Annotated in this window: 19 protein-coding genes; 5 read left to right on the top strand and 14 right to left on the bottom strand. The window is 60.0% G+C overall.

All coding sequences use genetic code 11. The annotated features are described in order from the left end of the window. Window positions 1–372: 372 nt before the first annotated feature. The 9 genes from aceA to F8N96_RS33125 all read right to left on the bottom strand — a co-directional run bounded on the left by aceA (window position 373) and on the right by F8N96_RS33125 (window position 11,141). Window positions 373–1,698: an isocitrate lyase gene (aceA, locus tag F8N96_RS33170; protein ID WP_008032724.1), complete on the bottom strand. Its 1,326-nt coding sequence runs from the start codon at window positions 1,696–1,698 to the stop codon at window positions 373–375. 472 nt (window positions 1,699–2,170) lie between these two features. After that, window positions 2,171–2,932 (bottom strand): secretin N-terminal domain-containing protein, encoded by a 762-nt coding sequence (locus F8N96_RS33160; RefSeq protein ID WP_150801365.1) that lies wholly within the window; start codon window positions 2,930–2,932, stop codon window positions 2,171–2,173. 323 nt (window positions 2,933–3,255) lie between these two features. Further along, window positions 3,256–3,681 carry a GNAT family N-acetyltransferase gene (locus tag F8N96_RS33155; RefSeq protein ID WP_150801364.1) on the bottom strand — a complete coding sequence of 142 codons (426 nt, stop codon included), beginning with the start codon at window positions 3,679–3,681 and terminating at the stop codon, window positions 3,256–3,258. Further along, window positions 3,674–4,843 (bottom strand): cupin domain-containing protein, encoded by a 1,170-nt coding sequence (locus tag F8N96_RS33150; RefSeq protein WP_150801363.1) that lies wholly within the window; start codon window positions 4,841–4,843, stop codon window positions 3,674–3,676. Before F8N96_RS33150 ends, F8N96_RS33155 begins: the two co-directional genes overlap by 8 nt. Window positions 4,844–4,929: 86 nt before the next feature. Then, window positions 4,930–6,300 (bottom strand): adenylosuccinate lyase, encoded by a 1,371-nt coding sequence (purB, locus tag F8N96_RS33145; RefSeq protein WP_150801362.1) that lies wholly within the window; start codon window positions 6,298–6,300, stop codon window positions 4,930–4,932. A 125-nt stretch (window positions 6,301–6,425) separates the two neighbouring features. Further along, window positions 6,426–7,049, bottom strand: coding sequence for a high frequency lysogenization protein HflD (gene hflD / locus F8N96_RS33140; protein ID WP_064678738.1), 624 nt, complete (start codon window positions 7,047–7,049; stop codon window positions 6,426–6,428). Then, entirely contained in the window at window positions 7,046–8,191 is a 1,146-nt protein-coding gene (mnmA, locus tag F8N96_RS33135) for a tRNA 2-thiouridine(34) synthase MnmA (RefSeq protein WP_150801361.1), read from the bottom strand. Before mnmA ends, hflD begins: the two co-directional genes overlap by 4 nt. A 59-nt stretch (window positions 8,192–8,250) precedes the next feature. Beyond that, entirely contained in the window at window positions 8,251–8,697 is a 447-nt protein-coding gene (locus tag F8N96_RS33130) for an NUDIX hydrolase (RefSeq protein ID WP_150801360.1), read from the bottom strand. A gap of 218 nt (window positions 8,698–8,915) precedes the next feature. Next, window positions 8,916–11,141, bottom strand: coding sequence for an NADP-dependent isocitrate dehydrogenase (locus F8N96_RS33125; RefSeq protein ID WP_150801359.1), 2,226 nt, complete (start codon window positions 11,139–11,141; stop codon window positions 8,916–8,918). A 508-nt stretch (window positions 11,142–11,649) separates the two neighbouring features. On the opposite strand from F8N96_RS33125, the gene icd reads away from it, so the two are divergent. Beyond that, complete coding sequence (icd, locus tag F8N96_RS33115; protein WP_010458895.1) at window positions 11,650–12,906, top strand: NADP-dependent isocitrate dehydrogenase; 1,257 nt, start codon at window positions 11,650–11,652, stop codon at window positions 12,904–12,906. 80 nt (window positions 12,907–12,986) lie between these two features. On the opposite strand, the gene cspD is transcribed toward icd, so the two are convergent. Beyond that, on the bottom strand, window positions 12,987–13,244 hold the full coding sequence (cspD, locus tag F8N96_RS33110) for a cold shock domain-containing protein CspD (RefSeq protein ID WP_150801357.1): 258 nt from the start codon (window positions 13,242–13,244) through the stop codon (window positions 12,987–12,989). 225 nt (window positions 13,245–13,469) lie between these two features. Between cspD and clpS the strand changes: the two genes are divergently transcribed. Further along, window positions 13,470–13,853, top strand: a complete 384-nt coding sequence (clpS, locus tag F8N96_RS33105) for an ATP-dependent Clp protease adapter ClpS (protein ID WP_020799529.1) — start codon at window positions 13,470–13,472, stop codon at window positions 13,851–13,853. 30 nt (window positions 13,854–13,883) lie between these two features. Further along, window positions 13,884–16,154, top strand: a complete 2,271-nt coding sequence (gene clpA / locus F8N96_RS33100) for an ATP-dependent Clp protease ATP-binding subunit ClpA (protein ID WP_007946437.1) — start codon at window positions 13,884–13,886, stop codon at window positions 16,152–16,154. Window positions 16,155–16,373: 219 nt separating this feature from the next. Here the strand turns inward: clpA and infA are convergent, their stop codons facing one another. From infA to trxB, 4 genes are all read right to left on the bottom strand, one after another. Next, window positions 16,374–16,592 carry a translation initiation factor IF-1 gene (gene infA, locus F8N96_RS33095; RefSeq protein WP_002553999.1) on the bottom strand — a complete coding sequence of 73 codons (219 nt, stop codon included), beginning with the start codon at window positions 16,590–16,592 and terminating at the stop codon, window positions 16,374–16,376. A 111-nt stretch (window positions 16,593–16,703) separates the two neighbouring features. Then, window positions 16,704–17,411 carry an arginyltransferase gene (locus F8N96_RS33090; RefSeq protein WP_150766771.1) on the bottom strand — a complete coding sequence of 236 codons (708 nt, stop codon included), beginning with the start codon at window positions 17,409–17,411 and terminating at the stop codon, window positions 16,704–16,706. 75 nt (window positions 17,412–17,486) lie between these two features. Beyond that, window positions 17,487–18,167, bottom strand: coding sequence for a leucyl/phenylalanyl-tRNA--protein transferase (gene aat, locus F8N96_RS33085; protein ID WP_150766772.1), 681 nt, complete (start codon window positions 18,165–18,167; stop codon window positions 17,487–17,489). 65 nt (window positions 18,168–18,232) lie between these two features. Beyond that, window positions 18,233–19,192 carry a thioredoxin-disulfide reductase gene (gene trxB / locus F8N96_RS33080; RefSeq protein WP_150801356.1) on the bottom strand — a complete coding sequence of 320 codons (960 nt, stop codon included), beginning with the start codon at window positions 19,190–19,192 and terminating at the stop codon, window positions 18,233–18,235. Window positions 19,193–19,497: 305 nt separating this feature from the next. Here trxB and ftsK point away from each other — a divergent pair, with 305 nt between their 5' ends. Next, window positions 19,498–21,906: a DNA translocase FtsK gene (gene ftsK / locus F8N96_RS33075; RefSeq protein WP_150801355.1), complete on the top strand. Its 2,409-nt coding sequence runs from the start codon at window positions 19,498–19,500 to the stop codon at window positions 21,904–21,906. A 64-nt stretch (window positions 21,907–21,970) separates the two neighbouring features. After that, the gene (gene lolA, locus F8N96_RS33070) at window positions 21,971–22,594 is read left to right on the top strand and encodes an outer membrane lipoprotein chaperone LolA (protein ID WP_150766775.1); all 624 of its coding nucleotides are present in this window, start codon (window positions 21,971–21,973) and stop codon (window positions 22,592–22,594) included. Window positions 22,595–22,774: the final 180 nt, after the last annotated feature.

Here is a 22,774-nt window from a genome sequence, read left to right as displayed (position 1 = left end):
TCCTACATGATCACGTGCGTGCTGATGAATTGTGGTCAACACCGAACCTTGTAGGAGCCGGCTTGCCGGCGAAGGCGTCTTCATGGGCGCCACAAGGCTCAAGGCCGTCTTCGCTGGCAAGCCAGCTTGTACATGATCACGTGCGTGCTGATGAATTGTGGTCAACACCGAACCTTGTAGGAGCCGGCTTGCCGGCGAAGGCGTCTTCATGGGCGCCACAAGGCTCAAGGCCGTCTTCGCTGGCAAGCCAGCTCCTACAGGGGGAAATTCCAGGCAAAAAAAACGCCCCGAACCAGTCGGGGCGTCAGTTGTGCGGCGTTACGGTTGGCTTTCTATTCGATCCGCAACGGCCGTTTGTTCAGGTGCGGCCAATCAGTGAAACTGTTCTTCTTCAGTCGAACCGGTCAGCGCGGTCACCGAAGACGAGCCACCCTGGATCACGGTGGTCATGTCGTCGAAGTAGCCGGTGCCCACTTCCTGCTGGTGAGCCACGAAGGTGTAACCCTTGGCAGCGTCGGCGAACTCTTGTTCTTGCAGCTTTACGTAGGCAGTCATGTCGTTGCGGGCATAGTCGTGCGCCAGGTTGAACATGCTGTGCCACATGTTGTGAATGCCAGCCAGGGTGATGAACTGGTGCTTGTAACCCATGGCGGACAATTCGCGCTGGAACTTGGCAATGGTCGCGTCGTCCAGGTTTTTCTTCCAGTTGAAGGAAGGCGAGCAGTTGTACGACAGCAGTTGGTCCGGGTATTCCTTTTTGATCGCTTCGGCGAAGCGACGAGCTTCGTCCAGGTCCGGCTTGGCGGTTTCGCACCAGATCAGGTCGGCGTACGGCGCGTAGGCCAGGCCGCGAGCGATGGCCTGGTCGAGACCGGCGCGCACTTTGTAGAAGCCTTCCTGGGTACGTTCGCCTGTCACGAACGGCTGGTCGTACGGGTCGCAATCGGAAGTCAGCAAGTCAGCGGCGTTAGCGTCGGTACGGGCCAGGATGATGGTCGGCGTACCGGCAACGTCAGCTGCCAGACGAGCAGCGGTCAGCTTCTGTACGGCTTCCTGGGTAGGCACCAGTACCTTGCCGCCCATGTGGCCGCATTTTTTCACGGAAGCCAGCTGGTCTTCGAAGTGAACGCCGGCGGCGCCTGCTTCGATCATGCTCTTCATCAGCTCGTAGGCGTTGAGTACGCCGCCGAAACCGGCTTCGGCGTCAGCCACGATCGGTGCGAAGTAGTCGATGTAACCTTCGTCGCCCGGGCCTTTGCCGGCTTTCCACTGGATCTGGTCGGCACGACGGAACGAGTTGTTGATGCGCTTGACCACGGTTGGCACCGAGTCCACCGGGTACAGCGACTGGTCCGGGTACATCGATTCGGCGGAGTTGTTGTCCGCAGCCACTTGCCAGCCCGACAGGTAGATCGCCTGGATACCGGCCTTGACTTGTTGTACAGCCTGGCCGCCGGTCAGGGCGCCCATGCAGTTGACGAAATCTTTCTCAGGGCGGAAGGACGGCTTGGCACCCTGGGTGACCAGGTTCCACAGCTTCTCGGCGCCGAGTTTTGCAAAGGTGTGCTCAGGTTGGACCGAGCCACGCAGGCGGACGACGTCAGCAGCGGAGTAAGCGCGTGTCACGCCTTTCCAGCGTGGGTTTTCAGCCCAGTCTTTTTCGAGGGCTGCAATTTGCTGTTCGCGTGTCAGTGCCATGGAGATAAACCTCGTCGCGTCTTTTACGGAAAGTTGTTCTGCGGTGGAAAACTCATGCTCGCTGACCAGAAGCTTAGGCGGTCAAGTCGAATTCGGCGGGGTTGGCGACGGGATGAACGATGGCTCGAGGGGAAGTGAGCAGGTAAGGGCGAACTGGCGAGCGCATTCGGGCGTCGTGGGCCTTTATACGAACTTCAGTGGGGTGCCGGGTTACCTAATTACGCTTCCGTCCCTCGGGACAACTTCGTTCCAGTCGGCAACCTCGTCAAACACACCTTGTGGGCGGTACAGACACGAAGCGGCTCGCGGGGTAGGTGCGAACATCGCTTCGAAGGCCCTTGCCAGGGCCCCTGATTAGCGGGAGCGAGGCCATCATGCCTTTGCTTTTTTGTATCGTCAAACGTTTTGTAGTGCTTTTTTTAAAGCACTACATCTTTGGTCTAATACGACTAATCAGTCAGTTTTCGGTGATTCAGTCCAAAGTATCGACTTTCACCCGCAGGGTCATGTCATCCCTGCCCTGGGTCGAGTAGCTGCGGGTCAGGCCCTGTTTATCGGCCTGGGTCTGGCGATTCACGCCGGCCAGGGTGATCCACTCGCCAAGGCGTCCCGTGACGGTTGTGTCGGTACTTTGCACGTTCACTACATCGGGACGTTCCTGGCTGATGCGATCACGATTGGTGCTGATCGCCAGGTGAACGGTTTCGCCGGTGACGCGGGCGGTGACGTAGAAACCCTGGGTGACGTTGCGGTATTCGGTCTGGCTGCGCAGGTCGCCGTAAACATCGGTCTGGGTGCTGATCAGCGGCACGCTCTGGCCGACCTGGATCAGGGCGGGTGCGCCTTCGCTGGCCTGGATTTGCTGGATGCCGCCGTCGCGGCTATCGGTGCTGCGGCTGATGATGCGGGTCTGGCCCGGTTTGGCGCCGTTGACCGAATAGCCCTGGTCATTCTGAAAATTGTTTTCGTTGGTGTCGACGGTGATCAGCAGGCGTTTGGGTGCGGTATCGAGTTGGGCGATAAGGGCCTTAAGTTCGTCGATCTTGTGGCGATCGGCGTTGACGATCAGTTGGTTGCCGTAGGCGCTGACCTGGCCACTGGTGCCGATGAAATCCTGCGCCATCGGCAGCATGTCGGCGCTGGTGTGGTAGTTCAGCGGCACGATCTCGGTAGCGGCCATGACCGAAATACTGCAGGTCAGTAGCAGCGTGGTGAGGAGGGTGCGTGGGGACATATCCATTATCTCCGCATGTAGGAGCGAGCTTGCTCCGGGCGGCGTTCCGACGATGGTCGTGAACGATGCCGTATCTATACTGGGTAAACGTGGCGTTCTGAAGCTTATCGCGAGCAAGCTCGCTCCTACAGGGGTTTGATAGTGCCAGTTTGTCGGCCTGGCAGGGGGCAAGTTGAATCGTAGGCAGCAAAACGCCCCGGCATTGGAAAATGGCGGGGCGTTTTTGGGTGTTCTTCGGGCCTCTTCGCGGGCAAGCCTCGCTCCTACAGGTTTACCGTAATCCTGTAGGAGCGAGGCTTGCCCGCGAAGGCCGCGACTCGCTATCAGGCCGAGTGACGCACCATGTCCACATGCGGAATCCCTGCTTCCAGGAACTCCTCGCTGACCATGTGAAAACCCAGGCGCTCATAGAACGCCGTGGCCTGCACTTGCGCACTCAGCATCTGCTGGTTCAGGCCGCGCTTCTCGGCTTCACCGATCACCGCGTGCATCAGCGCATCGCCGACTTTCAAGCCGCGCCAGTCCTTGAGCACCGATACCCGGCCGACGTGACCGTCAGGCAGCAAGCGAGCGGTACCCACCGGAAAGTCGCCTTCGAGGGCGAGGAAATGCACCGCCGTCACATCATCGGCATCCCATTCCAACTCGGGCGGAACGGACTGCTCGGCGACGAACACCGTCTCACGAATGCGCCGGATCTCGGCGTTGTCCTTTTGCCAGTCTGCGACACGTACGTGAATCTTATTCATCGGCAAACCCCAGGCTTCCTTGCTTGATCAGCTCACACAGCAGGCCGCGACCGTCTTCGTCGCTCAACCAGTCGCCAAGATTGTCGACGTGCAACGCATCGGCGGCGCAAATCATCTTCAGCAGCTCGCGCAGTTTGCCCGGCAGGTAACGGCTCTGGCCGCTGGCAAACAGCAGCAGGTCGTCATCGACTTCGGACCAGGCCAGGCGCGCACTCGGGTTGCGGATCAGCACTGCGCCTTGCTCGAGGCTGGCGAGCAGATCGTCTTCTTCGATCTCTTCCGGGCCCACCACCAGTTCCGGATAGCGCGGCTCCGTCATGAACTGGCCGAACCAGGTCAGCAGCAGGCGCTCGTCGCTCATGTGCTCGGCCAGCAGGCCTTTCAAGCGGTCGAGGGCGTCGTGCTGGATCTGGTGCGGATCGGCAGCCGGCACGGCGTCGGCGTCGGTGTAACGCTCTTCGTCCGGCAGGAACTGGCTGAGGAAGTCGGTGAAGTGGGTCAGCACTTCAGCGGCGCTCGGCGCACGGAAGCCGACCGAGTAGGTCAGGCAATCGTCGACGGCCACGCCGCAATGGGCCAGGCGCGGCGGCAGGTAGAGCATGTCGCCCGGTTCCAGGACCCATTCGTCGGTTGCTTCGAAGTCGGCGAGGATGCGCAGGTCGGCGTGTTGCAGCAGCTTGCTCTCGGAATCGCACATCTGGCCGATCTTCCAGTTGCGCTTGCCATGGCCCTGCAGCAGGAACACGTCGTAGTTGTCGAAGTGCGGGCCGACGCTGCCACCCGGGGCGGCGAAGCTGATCATCACGTCGTCGACGCGCCAGCTCGGCAGGAAGCGGAAGTTTTCCAGCAACTCGGCAACTTCCGGCACGAACTGGTCAACCGCTTGAACCAGCAGGGTCCAGTCGCGTTCCGGCAATTTGCTGAATTCGTCTTCGGCGAACGGGCCGCGGCGCAATTCCCAAGGGCGCTCGCCGTGCTCGATCACCAGGCGCGACTCAACTTCTTCTTCCAGCGCGAGGCCGGCCAGTTCGTCGGCGTCGATCGGGCTTTCGAATTCAGGAATCGCCTGGCGGATCAGCAGCGGTTTTTTCTGCCAGTAGTCGCGCATGAATTCGCGCGCCGTGATGCCGCCCAGAAGTTGAAGAGGAATATCAGGATTCATGTGTAACCTATTGAAAAAAAGCACTTTTCAGACGGGAATAAAAACGCCCGGCGCTGCCGGGCGTCTCAAACGGGTACAGCGGTCGATCAGATGCGCCTGGCTTGCTCTACAGCGTTGCCGATGTAGTTCGCCGGGGTCAGCAGTTTCAGCTCGGCCTTGGCCGCGGCTGGCATGTCCAGGCCGTCGATGAAAGTTTGCAGTGCTTCAGGGCTGATGCCCTTGCCGCGGGTCAACTCTTTCAGCTTTTCGTACGGGTTTTCGATGTTGTAGCGACGCATGACGGTCTGGATCGGCTCGGCCAATACTTCCCAGCAAGCGTCCAGGTCGGCAGCGATCTTCTGGGCGTTGAGCTCGAGTTTGCTGATACCTTTGAGGCTGGCTTCGTACGCGATCACGCTGTGGGCGAAGCCGACACCGAGGTTGCGCAGAACGGTGGAGTCGGTCAGGTCACGCTGCCAGCGGGAGATCGGCAGCTTGCTCGCCAGGTGCTGGAACAGCGCGTTGGCTATCCCTAAGTTGCCTTCCGAGTTTTCGAAGTCGATCGGGTTGACCTTGTGCGGCATGGTCGACGAACCGATTTCGCCAGCGATGGTGCGCTGTTTGAAATAACCCAGGGAGATGTAGCCCCAGATGTCGCGGTCGAAGTCGATCAGGATCGTGTTGAAACGGGCGATCGCGTCGAACAGCTCGGCGATGTAGTCGTGCGGTTCGATCTGCGTGGTGTACGGGTTGAAACCCAGGCCGAGCTCGTCTTCGATGAAGGCGCGGGCGTTTTCTTCCCAGTCGATCTCAGGGTAGGCCGACAGGTGGGCGTTGTAGTTGCCGACAGCGCCGTTGATCTTGCCCAGCAGTGGAACGGCAGCGACTTGAGCGATTTGACGCTCCAGGCGGTAAACCACGTTCGCCAGCTCTTTGCCCAGGGTGGTCGGCGAAGCCGGTTGACCGTGGGTGCGCGACAGCATTGGCACGTCAGCGAAACGGATCGCCAGCTCGCGGATGGCGTCGGCGGTCTGGCGCATCAGCGGCAGCATCACATCATCACGGCCTTCGCGCAGCATCAGGGCGTGGGACAGGTTGTTGATGTCCTCGCTGGTGCAGGCAAAGTGGATGAATTCGCTGACAGCTGCCAGTTCCGGCAGCTTGGCCGCTTGCTCTTTGAGCAAGTATTCGATGGCCTTGACGTCGTGGTTGGTGGTGCGCTCGATCTCTTTGACGCGCTCGGCGTGCTCCAGGGCGAAGTTGTCCGCCAGGGTGTTCAGCACCGCGTTGGCTTCGGCGGAGAACGCCGGCACTTCGCTGATGCCTGGGTGAGCGGCCAGGCGCTGGAGCCAGCGCACTTCAACCAGAACGCGCGCACGGATCAGGCCGTATTCGCTGAAAATCGGGCGCAGGGCCTGGGTTTTGCCGGCGTAGCGGCCGTCAACAGGGGAAACCGCAGTGAGCGAAGAAAGCTGCATGGGGTGTTCTCGGACAGTCGGGCAACGAAATGGGGCGCGTATCATACATGAAAAAATCCGCTGGTCCGTTGCCAACTGACCAGCGTCTTACGCGTTACAAATTCACAAGGTGTTGCGGACGCGGTTCAGCTGCTGCGCATCAGCGGGTAAAGCTCTTTCAGCAACTTGCGGCGGCTGATCACCAGTTGCCAGCGATGGCCGCCCAGCTGCCGCCACAGGCGTGCCGAACGAATCCCGGCCAGCAGCAGGGCGCGGATTTTCGAAGCGTTGCTCGGTTGCTGCAGGTTGCGCATGTCGCCGTGGACCTGAATCCGCTGGCGCAGGGTGCTCAAGGTGTCCTGATACAGCGCGCCGCAGGCCGCGATCACGTTTTCGTGAGCCGCGCCGAAGTGTTCGACCTGGGACTGGATCTGCGGCAGGCGCTTGCCGATTTCGTCCAGCATGTCGCCGCGTTTGGCCAGCTGGCGCTCCAGGCCCAGCATGGCCAGCGCATACCGCAGCGGTTCGCGCTGAAGGGTGCTGGGGTCGCGCTCCAGGGCGCCAATCAGCGCGCGGTAGCCTTCGCGCAGATTGAGGTCGTCGCCGCCGTAGACTTCCAGGGTGTCCTTGGGGTCGCGAATCAGCAGGCTGCCGAGCATGCAGGTCAGGCCGGCTTCGGTGGTCTGGCCGGTCTTGGCGATCTTGTCGACCAGTACCGCGGCGAGAAACACCCCGCCAAGTGCCGTCAATTGCTCCTGGGTCGGGTTCATTGGGCGTGGCCCTTGCTGGTGTTCTTGCTGGTCCAGGGTTCGGCAATTTCGATCACGCCGCCGCCGAGGCAGATTTCACCGTCATAGAACACCACCGATTGGCCTGGGGTCACCGCGCGTTGCGGGTCGTCGAAGGTCGCGCGGTAGCCGCTGGCGGTTTTTTCCAGGGTGCAGGGCTGGTCGCTCTGGCGATAACGGACCTTGGCGGTCAGCTGGCGCGGCTCGCTCAGGTCGATCGGGTTGACCCAATAGATCTCCGAGGCGAGCAGGGCGCGGGAAAACAGGTACGGGTGGTCATTGCCCTGGCCAACGATCAGCTCGTTGTGCTCCAGGTCTTTGATCAGCACGTACCAGGGTTCGTCGCTGGCGTCTTTCAGTCCGCCGATGCCGAGACCCTGGCGTTGACCGATAGTGTGATACATCAAGCCGTGGTGACGGCCGATGACTTCACCTTCGGTGGTCTTGATCTCGCCTGGCTGGGCCGGAAGGTACTGCTTGAGGAAGTCGCTGAAGCGGCGCTCGCCGATAAAGCAGATCCCGGTGGAGTCCTTTTTCTTCGCGGTGGCCAGCTGATGTTTCTCGGCGATCGCGCGCACCTCGGGCTTTTCCAGTTCGCCGACCGGGAACAGGGTCTTGGCGATCTGTTCGCCGCCGACGGCATGCAGGAAGTAGCTCTGGTCCTTGTTCGGGTCCAGGCCCTTGAGCAGCTCGGTGCGACCATCGATATCGCGGCGACGCACGTAGTGGCCGGTGGCGATCAGGTCGGCACCCAGCATCATGGCGTAGTCGAGGAACGCCTTGAACTTGATCTCGCGGTTGCAGAGGATGTCCGGGTTCGGCGTGCGACCGGCCTTGTATTCGGCCAGGAAGTGCTCGAACACGTTGTCCCAGTACTCGGCGGCGAAGTTGGCGGTGTGCAGCTTGATGCCAATTCTGTCGCACACGGCCTGGGCGTCCGCCAGGTCATCCATGGCGGTGCAGTATTCCGTTCCATCGTCTTCTTCCCAGTTCTTCATGAACAGGCCTTCCACCTCATAACCCTGCTCGATCAGCAGGAGAGCGGAAACGGAAGAGTCCACGCCGCCGGACATGCCGACAATGACGCGCTTCTTTTGTGTGTCAGAAGGGGCTGGATCACGCATAGGGATTCAATGAGTGTCTTGAAAAAGGACGCGATTCTAGCAGGCCCAAGCCCGCAAGGCTAAAGAGAAGGACGGATCAGTTCGAGTCCGAAGTGTTTGCCGTCCAGATAATCATCGATACAACGGATGATCAGCTCACTGCGCCAGTTTGCGCGCTGTGCCAGCAATTCGTCACGCGTCAGCCACTTGGCGCCGACGATGCCGTCGTCCAGTTGGTAGTTTGGGCGATGTTTGAGCGGCTTGGCGCTGAAGCAGACCCGCTGGTAGGTCACGCCGTTGCTCGGGGCGGTGTAGAGGTAAATGCCCACCACGCCGGTCGGTTCGACGTCCCAGCCGGTTTCCTCGAGGGTTTCGCGTATGGCGGCGTCGATCAGGGTTTCGTCCGGGTCGAGATGGCCGGCGGGTTGGTTGAGTACCGTTCGTCCGTGCTGGGTTTCTTCAACCATCAGGAAACGGCCGTTGTCTTCGACGATGGTGGCGACGGTGATGTGGGGTTTCCAGTCCATAGAGCTTCCTCAAATTTTGAAGGGTGAAACACGGACCCCCTGTAGGAGCTGGCTTGCCAGCGAAAGCGGTGGGTCAGTCAATCAAAGTGTTGAATGATATACCGCCTTCGCTGGCAAGCCAGCTCCTACAGGGGATATGGTTCGGCAGATAGGTGTGTGTGATGCCCACAAACAGAAACCCCGGCACTGGGCCGGGGCTTCTTTGCATCCTTACAACCTTAAACCAACGCGGCGATCGCAGCGTTGAAAGTGTTGCTCGGGCGCATGGCCTTGCTGATCAGCTCGGCATTGGCGTGGTAGTAACCGCCGATGTCCACTGGCTTGCCCTGTACGGCGTTGAGCTCGGCAACGATGGTCGCCTCGTTCTCGGTCAGGGTCTTGGCCAACTCGCCAAACTGCGCTTGCAGTGCAGTGTCTTCGGTCTGGGCGGCCAGGGCTTGTGCCCAGTACAGCGCCAGGTAGAAGTGGCTGCCGCGGTTGTCGATGTTGCCGACTTTGCGCGATGGCGACTTGTTGTTGTCCAGGAACTGGCCGGTGGCCTGGTCCAGGGTCTTGGCCAATACCAGCGCCTTGGGGTTGTTGTAAGTCACACCCAGGTGCTCGAGGGACGCGGCCAGGGCCAGGAACTCGCCCAGGGAATCCCAGCGCAGGAAGTTTTCTTCCAGCAGCTGCTGCACGTGCTTCGGCGCCGAACCGCCGGCGCCGGTTTCGAACAGGCCGCCGCCGTTCATCAGCGGTACGATCGACAGCATCTTGGCGCTGGTGCCCAGTTCCATGATCGGGAACAGGTCAGTCAGGTAGTCGCGCAATACGTTGCCGGTCACCGAGATGGTGTCCTTGCCTTCGCGGGTGCGCTGCAGGGTGAACTTCATCGCGTCGACCGGCGCCTTGATCTGGATGTCCAGGCCGGCAGTGTCGTGATCCTTCAGGTAAGCCTGAACTTTCTCGATCACCACGCCGTCGTGGGCGCGCATCGGGTCCAGCCAGAAAATAGCCGGGGTGCTGCTTGCGCGAGCACGGTTGACGGCCAGTTTGACCCAATCCTGGATCGGCGCGTCTTTGGTCTGGCACATGCGGAAGATGTCGCCGGCTTCAACCGACTGTTCCAGCAGCAGGCCGCCTTTGCTGTCGGTCACGCGGACAACACCGTTGGTCTTGATCTGGAACGTCTTGTCGTGCGAACCGTACTCTTCGGCTTTTTTCGCCATCAGGCCAACGTTTGGCACGCTGCCCATGGTGGTCGGATCGAAAGCGCCATTGGCCTTGCAGTCTTCGATCACCGCCTGGTAGATGGTGGCGTAGCAGCGATCCGGGATCACCGCCTTGGTGTCGTGCAGCTGGCCGTCGGTGCCCCACATCTTGCCGGAGTCACGGATCATCGCCGGCATCGAGGCGTCGACGATGACGTCGCTCGGCACGTGCAGGTTGGTGATGCCTTTGTCGGAGTTGACCATGGCCAGCGACGGACGAACGGCGTAGACCGCCTGGATGTCCGCTTCGATCTGCGCTTGCTGATCGCTAGGCAGGGCCTTGATGCGAGCGTACAGGTCGCCGATGCCGTTGTTCAGGTTGAAGCCGATCTGTGCCAGCACGTCAGCGTGCTTGGCCAGTGCGTCTTTGTAGAACTCGGCAACGATCTGGCCGAACATGATCGGGTCGGAGACCTTCATCATGGTGGCTTTCAGGTGTACCGACAGCAGTACGCCCTTGGCTTTGGCGTCTTCGATCTCGGCTGCGATGAAGTTGCGCAGCGCTTTTTTGCTCATGACCGCGCAATCGAGGATCTCACCGGCTTGCACGGTGGTCTTTTCTTTCAGGACGGTGGTGGTGCCGTCTTGAGCGATCAGTTCGATTTTGACCGCATCGGCGGCATCGATCAGGGCGGCTTTTTCGCTGCCGTAGAAATCGCCGGTGCTCATGTGCGCCACGTGGGACTTGGAGTCCGCAGCCCAGGCGCCCATTTTGTGCGGGTGCTTGCGCGCATAGTTCTTGACCGACAACGGTGCACGACGATCGGAGTTGCCTTCGCGCAGGACCGGGTTCACGGCGCTGCCTTTGATCTTGTCGTAGCGCGACTTGGCGAGCTTGTCGGCGTCGCTGGTCACGGTTTCCGGGTAGTCTGGCAGTGCGAAGCCCTGGGCTTGCAGCTCTTTGATCGCGGCTTGCAGTTGCGGAACCGAGGCGCTGATGTTCGGCAGCTTGATGATGTTGGCTTCAGGCGTGACGGCCAGGTCGCCCAGTTCGGCGAGATGGTCGGCGACGGCTTTGTCACCCAGTTGCTCGGGGAAGCTGGCCAGGATGCGCCCTGCAAGAGAGATATCGCGGGTTTCCACGGCGATATCAGCGGAGGCGGTGAAAGCCTCTACGATAGGCAACAGTGAATAGGTGGCGAGGGCGGGAGCTTCGTCGGTGAAGGTATAGATGATCTTCGAGCGGGTGGGCATATTCGGATTAACTCTCTCTTCTTTGCTAAAGCATGCGCAGAAAAACTCGAGGGGCGCCGGGTAAGCGCGTTCGTTCAAAGTCATCCATGAGCCGAATGTCGAGATTTGTGCGCGGTGATGTTGGGTGCATCAGTCGAGCGTCAAGCGGGTGGACCGCGGTAACGGTCCTGCTTTTTCGGGTCCGAAGTCTCGGCTACATTCCAGTTGCAGAGAGGTCGGCCGTCGTGACTCTGTGGTCAGCGGGCGGCATTATACATAGGTAGCTGGCAATCTGCCGATGGTTCACACACATCGATTGACGTCCATTGGTCTAAAGGTCGCAGGGGAGTGCGGGGCGTAGAGTCTTGCACCGTGCTTGAGTTTGGCGTTTTTCCCTTTGCTTTCAGGCTTGTAGGCCCCGGACCGCACAGCTTTGCGGCAGATGGGTGGAACATAGGGTTTGCGCGCCGAATTAACTGGGTTACGCTCGAACCAAGCCAGATGTTCAATCCAATCAATGGAGTTCAGCATGGGTTACAAGAAGATTCAGGTTCCAGCCGTCGGCGACAAAATCACCGTCAATGCAGACCATTCTCTCAATGTTCCTAATAACCCGATCATCCCCTTCATCGAAGGCGACGGCATTGGGGTTGATATCAGCCCTGTCATGATCAAGGTTGTCGATGCTGCTGTTAAGAAGGCTTACGGCGGCGAGCGCAAAATTTCCTGGATGGAAGTCTACGCCGGGGAAAAAGCGACTCAGGTTTACGACCAGGACACCTGGCTGCCCCAGGAAACCCTGGACGCGGTCAAGGATTACGTGGTGTCCATAAAGGGCCCCCTGACCACCCCGGTCGGCGGCGGCATCCGTTCCCTGAACGTGGCCCTGCGCCAGCAACTCGACCTGTATGTCTGCCTGCGCCCGGTGCGCTGGTTCGAAGGCGTGCCTAGCCCGGTCAAGAAGCCAGGCGACGTCGACATGACCATCTTCCGCGAAAACTCGGAAGACATTTATGCCGGTATCGAATGGAAGGCCGGTTCGCCGGAAGCGACCAAGGTCATCAAGTTCCTGAAAGACGAAATGGGCGTGACCAAGATCCGTTTCGACGAAAATTGCGGTATCGGTATCAAGCCGGTTTCCCTGCAAGGCACCAAGCGTCTGGCGCGCAAGGCCCTGCAGTATGTGGTCGACAACGACCGCGACTCGCTGACCATCGTGCACAAAGGCAACATCATGAAGTTCACCGAAGGTGCCTTCAAGGAATGGGCCTACGAGGTGGCCGCTGAAGAATTCGGCGCGACCCTGCTCGACGGCGGGCCGTGGATGCAGTTCAAGAACCCGAAAACCGGCAAGAATGTCATCGTCAAGGACGCCATCGCCGACGCCATGCTCCAGCAGATCCTGCTGCGCCCGGCCGAATACGATGTCATCGCGACCCTGAACCTGAACGGCGACTACCTCTCCGACGCCCTGGCGGCGGAAGTGGGCGGTATCGGTATCGCGCCGGGTGCCAACCTGTCCGACACCATTGCAATGTTCGAAGCGACCCACGGTACTGCGCCGAAGTACGCTGGCAAGGACCAGGTCAACCCGGGTTCGCTGATCCTGTCCGCAGAGATGATGCTGCGTCACATGGGCTGGACCGAAGCGGCCGACCTGATCATCAAGGGCACCAACGGCGCGATTTCCGCCAAGACCGTGACCTATGACTTCCACCGTCTGATGGAAGGCGCGAAGCTGCTGTCTTCGTCTGCGTTTGGTGATGCGCTGATTTCGCACATGTAAGCGAATTAAGGTGTAACAAAAACCGCCCGGCTCAAGTGATTGAGTCGGGCGGTTTTTTTATGACTGGATGTTTGGTTGTGTCAGCCCGAGACCGTTTCTTTTTGCGTGGCGGGCAGCGCCTGTCCTGCCGAAGCCTCGGCGGCGGCGATATCGACGGCATGCAACCCCTTCGGACCCTGGATGATGTTGAAGGTCACGGGTTGCCCGGCTTTAAGGGTTTTGTAACCATCCATTTTGATCGCCGAGTAGTGGGCAAACAGATCATCATCCTTGCCGTCCTCGTTGATAAAACCGTAGCCCTTGGCGTTGTTGAACCATTTCACCTTGCCGACCGCCATACTCATATCCCTCTGCAACAGACTCCATCACTGGAGTATCATCCAGTACATCCGCAGTCATTTCTCAGAAATAAGGTTGACTCCGCGGACCTTTTTTACCCACTGTGGGCTCTATTGGTTGTAACACCGTTTTGCCGATAGTCAAGGTGACCAGGCAGTCGGAGTTGAAATCGGCGATGGTCGCCCCCACCACTGTATTCGCACAACTGACGAACCTTTCTTTCCATGCATGCAATCAGCCAGATTCGACTAACATTCAATCAGGATCGTCCGACTCTCCAAAAAGATCGCCCGGAGGAACACGACGACGATTCAGCGGGCATTGCTGTTCAGGAAGCAAAGCCTGCGTTACAGGCACCGCCGATGTACAAGGTGGTTTTGTTCAACGATGACTACACACCGATGGATTTCGTCGTCGAAGTGCTCGAGGTGTTTTTTAACCTGAATCGCGAGCTGGCGACCAAGGTCATGCTGGCCGTCCACACAGAAGGACGGGCAGTATGTGGAGTGTTTACCCGCGACATCGCCGAGACGAAGGCCATGCAGGTCAACCAGTACGCCAGGGAAAGCCAGCATCCGCTACTCTGTGAAATCGAGAAGGACGGTTAATCGCCGACCACTTGGGTATGAGGTGAAGCTATGTTAAACCGCGAGCTCGAAGTCACCCTCAATCTTGCCTTCAAGGAGGCCCGATCGAAGCGTCATGAGTTCATGACCGTCGAACACCTCCTGCTGGCCCTATTGGACAATGAGGCTGCCGCCACCGTTTTGCGTGCCTGCGGCGCAAACCTCGACAAACTCAAGCATGACCTGCAGGAGTTCATCGACTCGACCACGCCATTGATTCCCGTCCATGACGAGGATCGTGAAACCCAGCCAACCCTGGGCTTCCAGCGTGTTCTGCAGCGTGCTGTCTTTCATGTACAGAGCTCGGGCAAACGCGAAGTGACCGGCGCCAACGTGCTGGTTGCGATCTTCAGCGAACAAGAGAGTCAGGCGGTGTTCCTGCTGAAACAGCAGAGCGTCGCGCGGATCGATGTCGTCAACTACATCGCCCACGGCATTTCCAAAGTGCCCGGGCACGGCGATCACTCTGAAGGTGAGCAAGATATGCAGGACGACGAGGGCGGCGAGTCTTCTTCTTCAGGCAATCCCCTGGATGCTTATGCCAGCAACCTCAACGAACTCGCGCGCCAGGGTCGGATCGACCCGCTGGTAGGCCGTGAGCTGGAAGTCGAGCGTGTCGCGCAGATCCTGGCGCGGCGTCGCAAGAACAATCCGCTGCTGGTGGGCGAGGCGGGCGTGGGTAAAACCGCGATTGCCGAAGGCCTGGCCAAGCGCATTGTCGACAACCAGGTGCCGGACCTGCTGGCCAACAGCGTGGTGTATTCCCTCGATCTGGGGGCGCTGCTGGCCGGGACCAAATACCGTGGCGATTTCGAGAAGCGCTTCAAGGCGCTGCTCAACGAGCTGAAAAAACGTCCTCAGGCGATCCTGTTCATCGACGAGATCCACACCATCATCGGTGCGGGTGCCGCGTCCGGTGGCGTCATGGATGCCTCGAACCTGCTCAAGCCGCTGCTGTCGTCCGGTGATATCCGGTGCATCGGTTCGACCACCTTCCAGGAGTTTCGCGGGATCTTCGAGAAGGACCGTGCCCTGGCCCGGCGCTTCCAGAAGGTCGATGTGTCGGAGCCCTCGGTGGAAGACACCATCGGTATCCTGCGTGGCCTGAAAGGGCGTTTCGAAGCGCACCACAACATCGAATACAGCGATGAAGCCTTGCGTGCGGCGGCTGAACTGGCCTCGCGCTACATCAATGACCGGCACATGCCGGACAAGGCCATCGACGTCATCGACGAGGCGGGTGCCTACCAGCGCCTGCAGCCGATCGAGAAGCGCGTGAAACGCATCGAGGTGCCTCAGGTCGAGGACATCGTCGCGAAAATCGCGCGGATTCCGCCAAAACACGTCACCAGCTCCGACAAAGAGCTGCTGCGTAACCTTGAGCGTGACCTGAAGCTGACGGTATTTGGCCAGGATGCCGCGATCGACTCGCTGTCGACCGCGATCAAACTGTCCCGTGCCGGCCTCAAGTCGCCTGACAAGCCTGTCGGTTCGTTCCTGTTCGCAGGCCCGACCGGTGTCGGTAAAACCGAAGCGGCGCGTCAGTTGGCCAAGGCGTTGGGGATCGAGCTGGTTCGCTTCGACATGTCCGAGTACATGGAGCGCCACACCGTATCGCGTCTGATCGGTGCACCTCCAGGTTATGTCGGGTTCGACCAGGGCGGCCTGCTGACCGAAGCCATCACCAAGCAGCCTCACTGCGTGCTGTTGCTCGATGAGATCGAGAAGGCGCATCCGGAAGTCTTCAACCTGCTGCTGCAGGTAATGGACCACGGTACGCTGACCGATAACAACGGGCGCAAGGCGGACTTCCGTAACGTGATCGTCATCATGACGACCAACGCCGGTGCCGAAACCGCAGCCCGTGCTTCGATCGGTTTCACCCATCAGGACCACTCGTCCGATGCGATGGAGGTGATCAAGAAGAGCTTCACGCCGGAATTCCGCAACCGTCTGGACACCATTATCCAGTTTGGTCGCCTCAGCCATGAGGTCATCAAGAGCGTGGTGGACAAGTTCCTTACCGAGCTTCAGGCGCAGTTGGAAGACAAGCGTGTGCAGCTGGAAGTGACGGACGCGGCGCGCAGCTGGCTGGCAGCCGGTGGCTACGACTCGGCAATGGGTGCTCGACCCATGGCACGTCTGATCCAGGACAAGATCAAGCGTCCGCTGGCGGAAGAGATTCTCTTTGGCGAACTGGCCGACCATGGTGGCGTGGTGCACATCGATCTGAAGGACGGCGAGCTGACCTTCGAGTTCGAGACCACGGCTGAAATGGCCTGACGTTGACCGCAACACAGCAAAAGGCGCCGCGAGGCGCCTTTTTGCTGTCTGCCGGATGTTGATCATTCCCACGCTCCGCGTGGGAATGCAGCCCGGGACGCTCTGCGTCCCTTCCAGAGCCGAACGCGGAGCGTCCTTTGAGGCATTCCCACGCAGAGCGTGGGAACGATCCGCACACAAAAACGCCCGGCATAAACCGGGCGTCTTGTATTGACTTGATTAGCGAGCGCGGTAAGTGATGCGCCCTTTGCTCAAGTCATAGGGCGTCAGCTCGACGCGCACTTTGTCACCGGTAAGAATACGAATGTAGTTCTTGCGCATCTTGCCGGAGATATGCGCGGTTACGACGTGCCCATTTTCCAACTCCACGCGAAACATGGTGTTGGGCAGGGTGTCGACGACAGTGCCTTCCATTTCGAAGCTGTCTTCTTTCGACATGCAGTAAAGCCCTCGGTGTCCAATGAATGGCCCGGTGCAACTGCGCCAGGCAAAAGCGGCGTGCATTGTGCCCGAAAAATGGGGTTTAAGCCAAGGGGTTTAGGGCTTGCTCTAGTTCAGGATGACCCAGCGCTGATTAATCAGCAGTTCGATCGGGCGATATTGCGTCTTGTAGCTCATTTTTTTGCAGTTCTTGATCCAATAGCCGAGGTAGACCGCTTCCAGGCCCAGACGCCGGGCCTCGGTGATCTGCCAGAGGATCGCGTAGCGCCCCAGGCTGCGACGTTCTTCATCGGGCTCGTAGAAGGTGTAGACCGCCGACAGACCGTTGGGCAGCAGGTCTGTGACAGCCACTGCCACCAACCGGCCTTCGAGACGGAATTCATAGAACCTGGAAAACGGCAGGTCCCGTACCAGGAAGGTCGCAAACTGATCGCGGCTTGGCGGGTACATGTCGCCATCGGCATGCCGCTGCTCGATGTAGCGTTGATAGAGGTCGAAGTACTCCTCGCTGAACTTGGGCCTGGCCGGACGGACTTGCACATCGGCGTTGCGCTTGAAGATGCGCTTCTGCTGACGGTTGGGTGAAAACTGCGCAACAGGGATGCGCGCCGGTACGCACGCATTGCAATTCTGGCAATGGGGCCGGTACAGATGATCGCCGCTGCGACGAAAACCCATTTCCGACAGGTCTGCGTAGACATGCACATCCATGGGCTGGCTAGGGTCGAGGAACAAGGTCGTGGCCTGCTCCTCGGGCAGATAACTGCAAGAGTGGGGTTGAGTGGCATAAAACTTCAAGCGCGCCAACTCGGTCATGATCAACCCTCGGATAAGCTTTTGAATAAGTGTAAGCGCTTTTGAATAAGTGTATGACACATGGGCCAAAGTCGCTCAGCAAACCCAGGTGGCGCGGCTGGGCTGGTCCAGATGCCGCGCCAGGTAGCCGGCGAACTCGCGGCGGGGAATCGCCCGGGCGCCGAGACTGTGCAGATGGTCGGTCGGCATCTGGCAGTCGATCAGCACAAAGCCTGAGTCTTCCAGATGTCGCACCAGTGTGGCAAAGCCATATTTGGAGGCGTTGTCGGCACGGCTGAACATCGACTCGCCGAAAAACAGCTGCCCCATGGCCAGGCCATACAGCCCGCCGACGAGTTCGCCCTGGTCCCAGACTTCCACCGAATGCGCATAACCGCGCTTGTGCAGCTCGAGGTAGGCCGCCTGCATGGCGTCGGTGATCCAGGTGCCGTCGGCGTATTCCCGTGGCGCGGCGCACGCGCGGATCACCGCGGCAAAATCCCGATCGAAGGTCACTTGATAGCGTTGTTGGCGCAGCAACTTGTTCAGGCTGCGCGAGACATGCAGTTCGTCGGGGAACAGCACCGTGCGCGGGTCCGGTGACCACCAGAGGATTGGCTGGCCTTCCGAGAACCACGGAAAGCAGCCATGGCGATAGGCTTTGATCAGCCGATCGGCGGACAGGTCGCCGCCCGCCGCCAGCAGCCCGTTGGGGTCGCGCATGGCCTTGTCCAGCGGCGGGAAGGTCAGGGTGTTGCGTTGTAACCAAGTCAGCATGGCATCCGGGCTTTGCAGAAGGGGAGGGCGGTGGCGGGCTGTCGGGCCCGCCGTGAAGTGTGCCGTCAAACGGTGGGAATGTCGTCGAGGTATTTCTCCGCGTCCAGGGCGGCCATGCAGCCGGCCCCGGCGGAGGTGACGGCCTGACGATAAACGTGATCGGCCACGTCGCCGGCGGCGAATACGCCGGCGATCGCGGTGGCGGTAGCATCGCCTTCGCTGCCGCCCTTGACCAGCAAATAGCCGTCGCGCATTTCCAGCTGACCCTGGAACAGGTCGGTGTTGGGTTTGTGACCAATGGCGATGAAGACCCCGGTCAGCGGCAATTCGCGGGTTTCGCCGCTGTGACTGTCCCGCAGGCGGGCACCGGTCACGCCGCTGGCATCGCCCAGCACTTCATCCAGGTGCTGATTCCAGTGCAGGCGAATATTGCCGTTGGCGGCCTTTTCAAAGAGTTTGTCCTGCAGGATTTTCTCGGCGCGCAACTTGTCGCGGCGGTGAATCAGGTGGACTTCGCTGGCAATGTTCGACAAATACAGGGCTTCCTCGACCGCGGTGTTGCCGCCGCCGATCACCGCGACCACCTGTTTGCGGTAGAAAAAGCCGTCACACGTGGCGCAAGCCGATACCCCTTTGCCGGCAAAGGCTTCTTCCGAGGGCAGCCCCAGGTATTGCGCCGAGGCGCCGGTGGCGATAATCAGTGCATCGCAGGTGTACCGGCCGCTGTCGCCAATGAGCTCGAACGGGCGCTGTTGCAACTTGGCCGTGTGGATGTGGTCGTAAACAATCTCTGTGTCAAAGCGTTCGGCGTGTTTTTGCATGCGCTCCATCAGCACCGGGCCGGTGAGCCCTTCGACGTCGCCGGGCCAGTTGTCGACTTCGACGGTGGTGGTGAGCTGGCCACCTGCCTGTATGCCGGTAATGACCACGGGTTTGAGGTTGGCGCGGGCGGCATAAACGGCCGCGCTGTAACCGGCAGGGCCGGAACCCAGAATGATCAGGCGGGAATGCTTCGCTTCGCTCATAAAAACACCTCATAAGCCTTTGTCACGAAAGAGAATGCATGCTCAAATTGAACGGCATGCGAGTCCCGTTGACTATGCTACACCCGGGACCGCATGCATGGCATTGGACGAACAAACCCGTACAATGCCTGCTGTCGGCGTGCTTGTAACAAAATAAGCATTGCGAGCCGTGTTTATATAAACCGGGGCGCAGTGTTAAAAGTAGTCCCAGTTGCGCCTGTTAACTTTTTTACCTGCCTGGATCGGGCAGTTTTTTATAGTCATTCAACAGATGGACGCGCCATGGGCGCAGGAAAAGAAGCGTTTTGAAGAAATCCACCGCAGCACCTAAACCAGCCGTCGTTCCGCTCTGGCGCCAGCAATTGCACTACCGACTCAAGGAAGGTGCGTTGATCGCCGTCGGTGCCTTGTGCCTGTTCCTGATGATGGCCTTGCTGACCTATGGCAAGGACGATCCGGGCTGGAGCCACAACAGCAAGATCGAGGACGTGCAGAACTTCGGCGGCCCGGCCGGTTCCTACAGCGCCGACATCCTGTTCATGGTGCTGGGTTACTTCGCCTACATCTTCCCGCTGCTGCTGGCGATCAAGGCCTGGCAGATTTTCCGTCAGCGCCACCAACCCTGGGAATGGAGCGGCTGGCTGTTCTCCTGGCGCCTGATCGGCCTGGTGTTCCTCGTGCTGTCGGGCGCGGCCCTGGCGCATATCCATTTTCACGCGGCGACCGGTCTGCCGGCCGGCGCTGGCGGCGCGCTGGGTGAAAGCCTCGGCGACGTGGCCAGGAACGCATTGAATATCCAGGGCAGCACCTTGCTGCTCATCGCACTGTTCCTGTTCGGCCTGACGGTGTTCACCGACCTGTCGTGGTTCAAGGTGATGGACGTCACGGGCAAGATTACCCTCGACTTGTTCGAACTGTTCCAGAGCGCGGCCAATCGCTGGTGGGCCGCCCGTGTCGAGCGCAAGCAACTGGTAGCGCAACTGCGTGAAGTCGATGAGCGCGTGCATGACGTGGTGGCGCCGAGCGTCACCGACAAACGCGAGCAGGCCAAGGTCAAGGAGCGCCTGATCGAGCGCGAGCAAGCCCTCAGCAAACACATGTCGGACCGCGAGAAGCAGGTGCCGCCGGTTATCGCCCCAGCGCCGCCGAAGCCTGGAGCGCCGAGCAAACGCGTGGAAAAAGAGAAACAGGCGCCGCTGTTCGTCGACAGCGCCGTGGAAGGCACCTTGCCGCCGATCTCGATTCTTGACCCTGCGGAAAAGAAACAACTCAATTACTCGCCCGAGTCCCTGGCTGCAGTGGGCCACTTGCTGGAAATCAAGCTCAAGGAATTCGGCGTCGAAGTCTCGGTGGACTCGATTCACCCGGGCCCGGTGATTACCCGTTATGAAATCCAGCCCGCGGCAGGCGTCAAGGTCAGCCGCATCTCCAACCTGGCGAAAGACCTGGCCCGTTCCCTGGCCGTGACCAGCGTGCGGGTGGTGGAAGTGATCCCGGGCAAGACCACGGTCGGTATCGAGATTCCCAACGAAGACCGGCAGATCGTGCGCTTCTCCGAAGTGTTGTCGACCCCCGAGTACGATAACTTCAAGTCGCCGGTCACCCTGGCCCTGGGTCACGATATCGGCGGCAAGCCGGTCATCACCGACCTGGCGAAAATGCCGCACTTGCTGGTGGCCGGTACCACAGGTTCCGGTAAGTCGGTGGGGGTGAACGCGATGATCCTGTCGATCCTGTTCAAGTCCGGCCCGGAAGACGCCAAGCTGATCATGATCGACCCGAAAATGCTCGAACTGTCGATCTACGAAGGCATTCCGCACCTGCTGTGCCCGGTGGTGACCGACATGAAGGACGCGGCCAACGCCCTGCGCTGGAGCGTGGCGGAGATGGAGCGTCGCTACAAACTGATGGCGAAGATGGGCGTGCGCAACCTGTCGGGCTTCAATGCCAAGGTCAAGGAAGCCCAGGACGCCGGCGAGCCCCTGACCGATCCGTTGTACAAGCGCGAAAGCATCCACGACGAAGCGCCGCTGCTGGTCAAGCTGCCGACCATTGTCGTGGTGGTCGACGAATTCGCCGACATGATGATGATCGTCGGCAAGAAGGTTGAAGAACTGATCGCCCGTATCGCCCAGAAAGCCCGAGCGGCCGGCATCCACTTGATCCTCGCGACCCAGCGTCCGTCGGTCGACGTGATCACCGGCCTGATCAAGGCGAACATCCCGACACGCATGGCGTTCCAGGTGTCGAGCAAGATCGACTCGCGGACCATCATCGACCAGGGTGGTGCCGAACAACTGCTGGGTCACGGTGACATGCTGTACATGCCGCCCGGCACCAGCCTGCCGATCCGCGTCCACGGTGCCTTCGTCTCCGATGACGAGGTGCACCGGGTGGTTGAAGCCTGGAAACTGCGTGGTGCGCCGGAATACAACGACGAGATCCTCGCCGGCGTTGAAGAGCCGGGCAGCGGTTTCGACGGTGGCAGCAGCGGTGGCGACGATGATCCCGAAACCGATGCGCTTTATGACGAAGCCGTGCAATTCGTTCTGGAAAGCCGCCGCGCCTCCATCTCCGCGGTTCAGCGCAAGCTGAAAATCGGCTACAACCGCGCCGCGCGCATGATCGAAGCCATGGAAATGGCCGGGGTCGTGACGTCGATGAACACCAACGGTTCCCGTGAAGTCCTGGCGCCTGGCCCGGTACGCGACTGATTTGAATAAGAAGGTGGCGCCTGAAGGGCGCCCCCGCACTCCCACGAATATCAAGAGGACTCCCATGCGTCTTATCCGCATGCTGTTGCTGCCGGTTCTGGCTTTGACCACGCTCTCGGCCCACGCCGATGACAAGGACGTGGCGCGCCTGACCCAACTGCTGGAAAAATCCCAGACCCTGACCGCGCGTTTCTCCCAGCTGACCCTCGACGGCGGCGGCACCCAGCTGCAGGAAACCGCCGGTGAAATGTCGTTGCAGCGCCCGGGCCTGTTCTACTGGCACACCAACGCGCCGGCCGAACAAACGATGGTCTCCGACGGCAAGAAGGTGACATTGTGGGATCCGGACCTGGAGCAGGCCACTATCAAGACCCTCGACCAGCGCCTGACCCAGACTCCGGCGCTGTTGCTGTCCGGTGACGTGTCCAAGATCAGCCAGAGCTTCGACATCAGCGCCAAGGAAGCCGGCGGCGTGATCGACTTCACCTTGAAGCCGAAAACCAAGGACACCCTGTTCGACAGCCTGCGCCTGTCGTTTCGCAACGGCTTGGTCAATGACATGCAGATGATTGACAGCGTCGGTCAACGCACCAATATCCTGTTCACCGGCGTGAAGGCCAACGAGCCGATCCCGGCGTCGAGGTTCAAGTTCGACATCCCCAAGGGTGCCGACGTGATCCAGGAATAAACCGCAGATCATAGACCTGTGGGAGAACCAGTGGGAGCGAGCCTGCTCGCGAATGCGGTGGGTCAGACAACATTGATAGCGACTGACACACCGCATTCGCGAGCAGGCTCGCTCCCACAGGAACTGCGGTGTTCAATGCTTTGGCTGGTTGGCATCAGGAACCGATAAAGAGGTTTTAAA

Source organism: Pseudomonas fluorescens, from assembly GCF_902497855.1.
Classification (GTDB): domain Bacteria; phylum Pseudomonadota; class Gammaproteobacteria; order Pseudomonadales; family Pseudomonadaceae; genus Aquipseudomonas; species Aquipseudomonas fluorescens_BI.
Note: the sequence above shows the minus strand (reverse complement) of the source record. Positions and strands in the feature narration are given on the sequence as shown.

What these genes read in the sequence shown, in the direction of transcription:
- aat (WP_150766772.1), bottom strand. Translation starts at nt 18,167, where the DNA reads ATGCTGACTTGGTTACAACGCAACACCCTGACCTTCCCGCCGCTGGAC.
- mnmA (WP_150801361.1), bottom strand. Translation starts at nt 8,191, where the DNA reads ATGCGTGATCCAGCCCCTTCTGACACACAAAAGAAGCGCGTCATTGTC.
- icd (WP_010458895.1), top strand. Translation starts at nt 11,650, where the DNA reads ATGGGTTACAAGAAGATTCAGGTTCCAGCCGTCGGCGACAAAATCACC.
- cspD (WP_150801357.1), bottom strand. Translation starts at nt 13,244, where the DNA reads ATGGCGGTCGGCAAGGTGAAATGGTTCAACAACGCCAAGGGCTACGGT.
- aceA (WP_008032724.1), bottom strand. Translation starts at nt 1,698, where the DNA reads ATGGCACTGACACGCGAACAGCAAATTGCAGCCCTCGAAAAAGACTGG.
- lolA (WP_150766775.1), top strand. Translation starts at nt 21,971, where the DNA reads ATGCGTCTTATCCGCATGCTGTTGCTGCCGGTTCTGGCTTTGACCACG.
- F8N96_RS33125 (WP_150801359.1), bottom strand. Translation starts at nt 11,141, where the DNA reads ATGCCCACCCGCTCGAAGATCATCTATACCTTCACCGACGAAGCTCCC.
- trxB (WP_150801356.1), bottom strand. Translation starts at nt 19,192, where the DNA reads ATGAGCGAAGCGAAGCATTCCCGCCTGATCATTCTGGGTTCCGGCCCT.
- F8N96_RS33155 (WP_150801364.1), bottom strand. Translation starts at nt 3,681, where the DNA reads ATGAATAAGATTCACGTACGTGTCGCAGACTGGCAAAAGGACAACGCC.
- clpA (WP_007946437.1), top strand. Translation starts at nt 13,884, where the DNA reads ATGTTAAACCGCGAGCTCGAAGTCACCCTCAATCTTGCCTTCAAGGAG.
- F8N96_RS33130 (WP_150801360.1), bottom strand. Translation starts at nt 8,697, where the DNA reads ATGGACTGGAAACCCCACATCACCGTCGCCACCATCGTCGAAGACAAC.
- purB (WP_150801362.1), bottom strand. Translation starts at nt 6,300, where the DNA reads ATGCAGCTTTCTTCGCTCACTGCGGTTTCCCCTGTTGACGGCCGCTAC.
- F8N96_RS33150 (WP_150801363.1), bottom strand. Translation starts at nt 4,843, where the DNA reads ATGAATCCTGATATTCCTCTTCAACTTCTGGGCGGCATCACGGCGCGC.
- infA (WP_002553999.1), bottom strand. Translation starts at nt 16,592, where the DNA reads ATGTCGAAAGAAGACAGCTTCGAAATGGAAGGCACTGTCGTCGACACC.
- hflD (WP_064678738.1), bottom strand. Translation starts at nt 7,049, where the DNA reads ATGAACCCGACCCAGGAGCAATTGACGGCACTTGGCGGGGTGTTTCTC.
- clpS (WP_020799529.1), top strand. Translation starts at nt 13,470, where the DNA reads ATGCATGCAATCAGCCAGATTCGACTAACATTCAATCAGGATCGTCCG.
- F8N96_RS33160 (WP_150801365.1), bottom strand. Translation starts at nt 2,932, where the DNA reads ATGTCCCCACGCACCCTCCTCACCACGCTGCTACTGACCTGCAGTATT.
- F8N96_RS33090 (WP_150766771.1), bottom strand. Translation starts at nt 17,411, where the DNA reads ATGACCGAGTTGGCGCGCTTGAAGTTTTATGCCACTCAACCCCACTCT.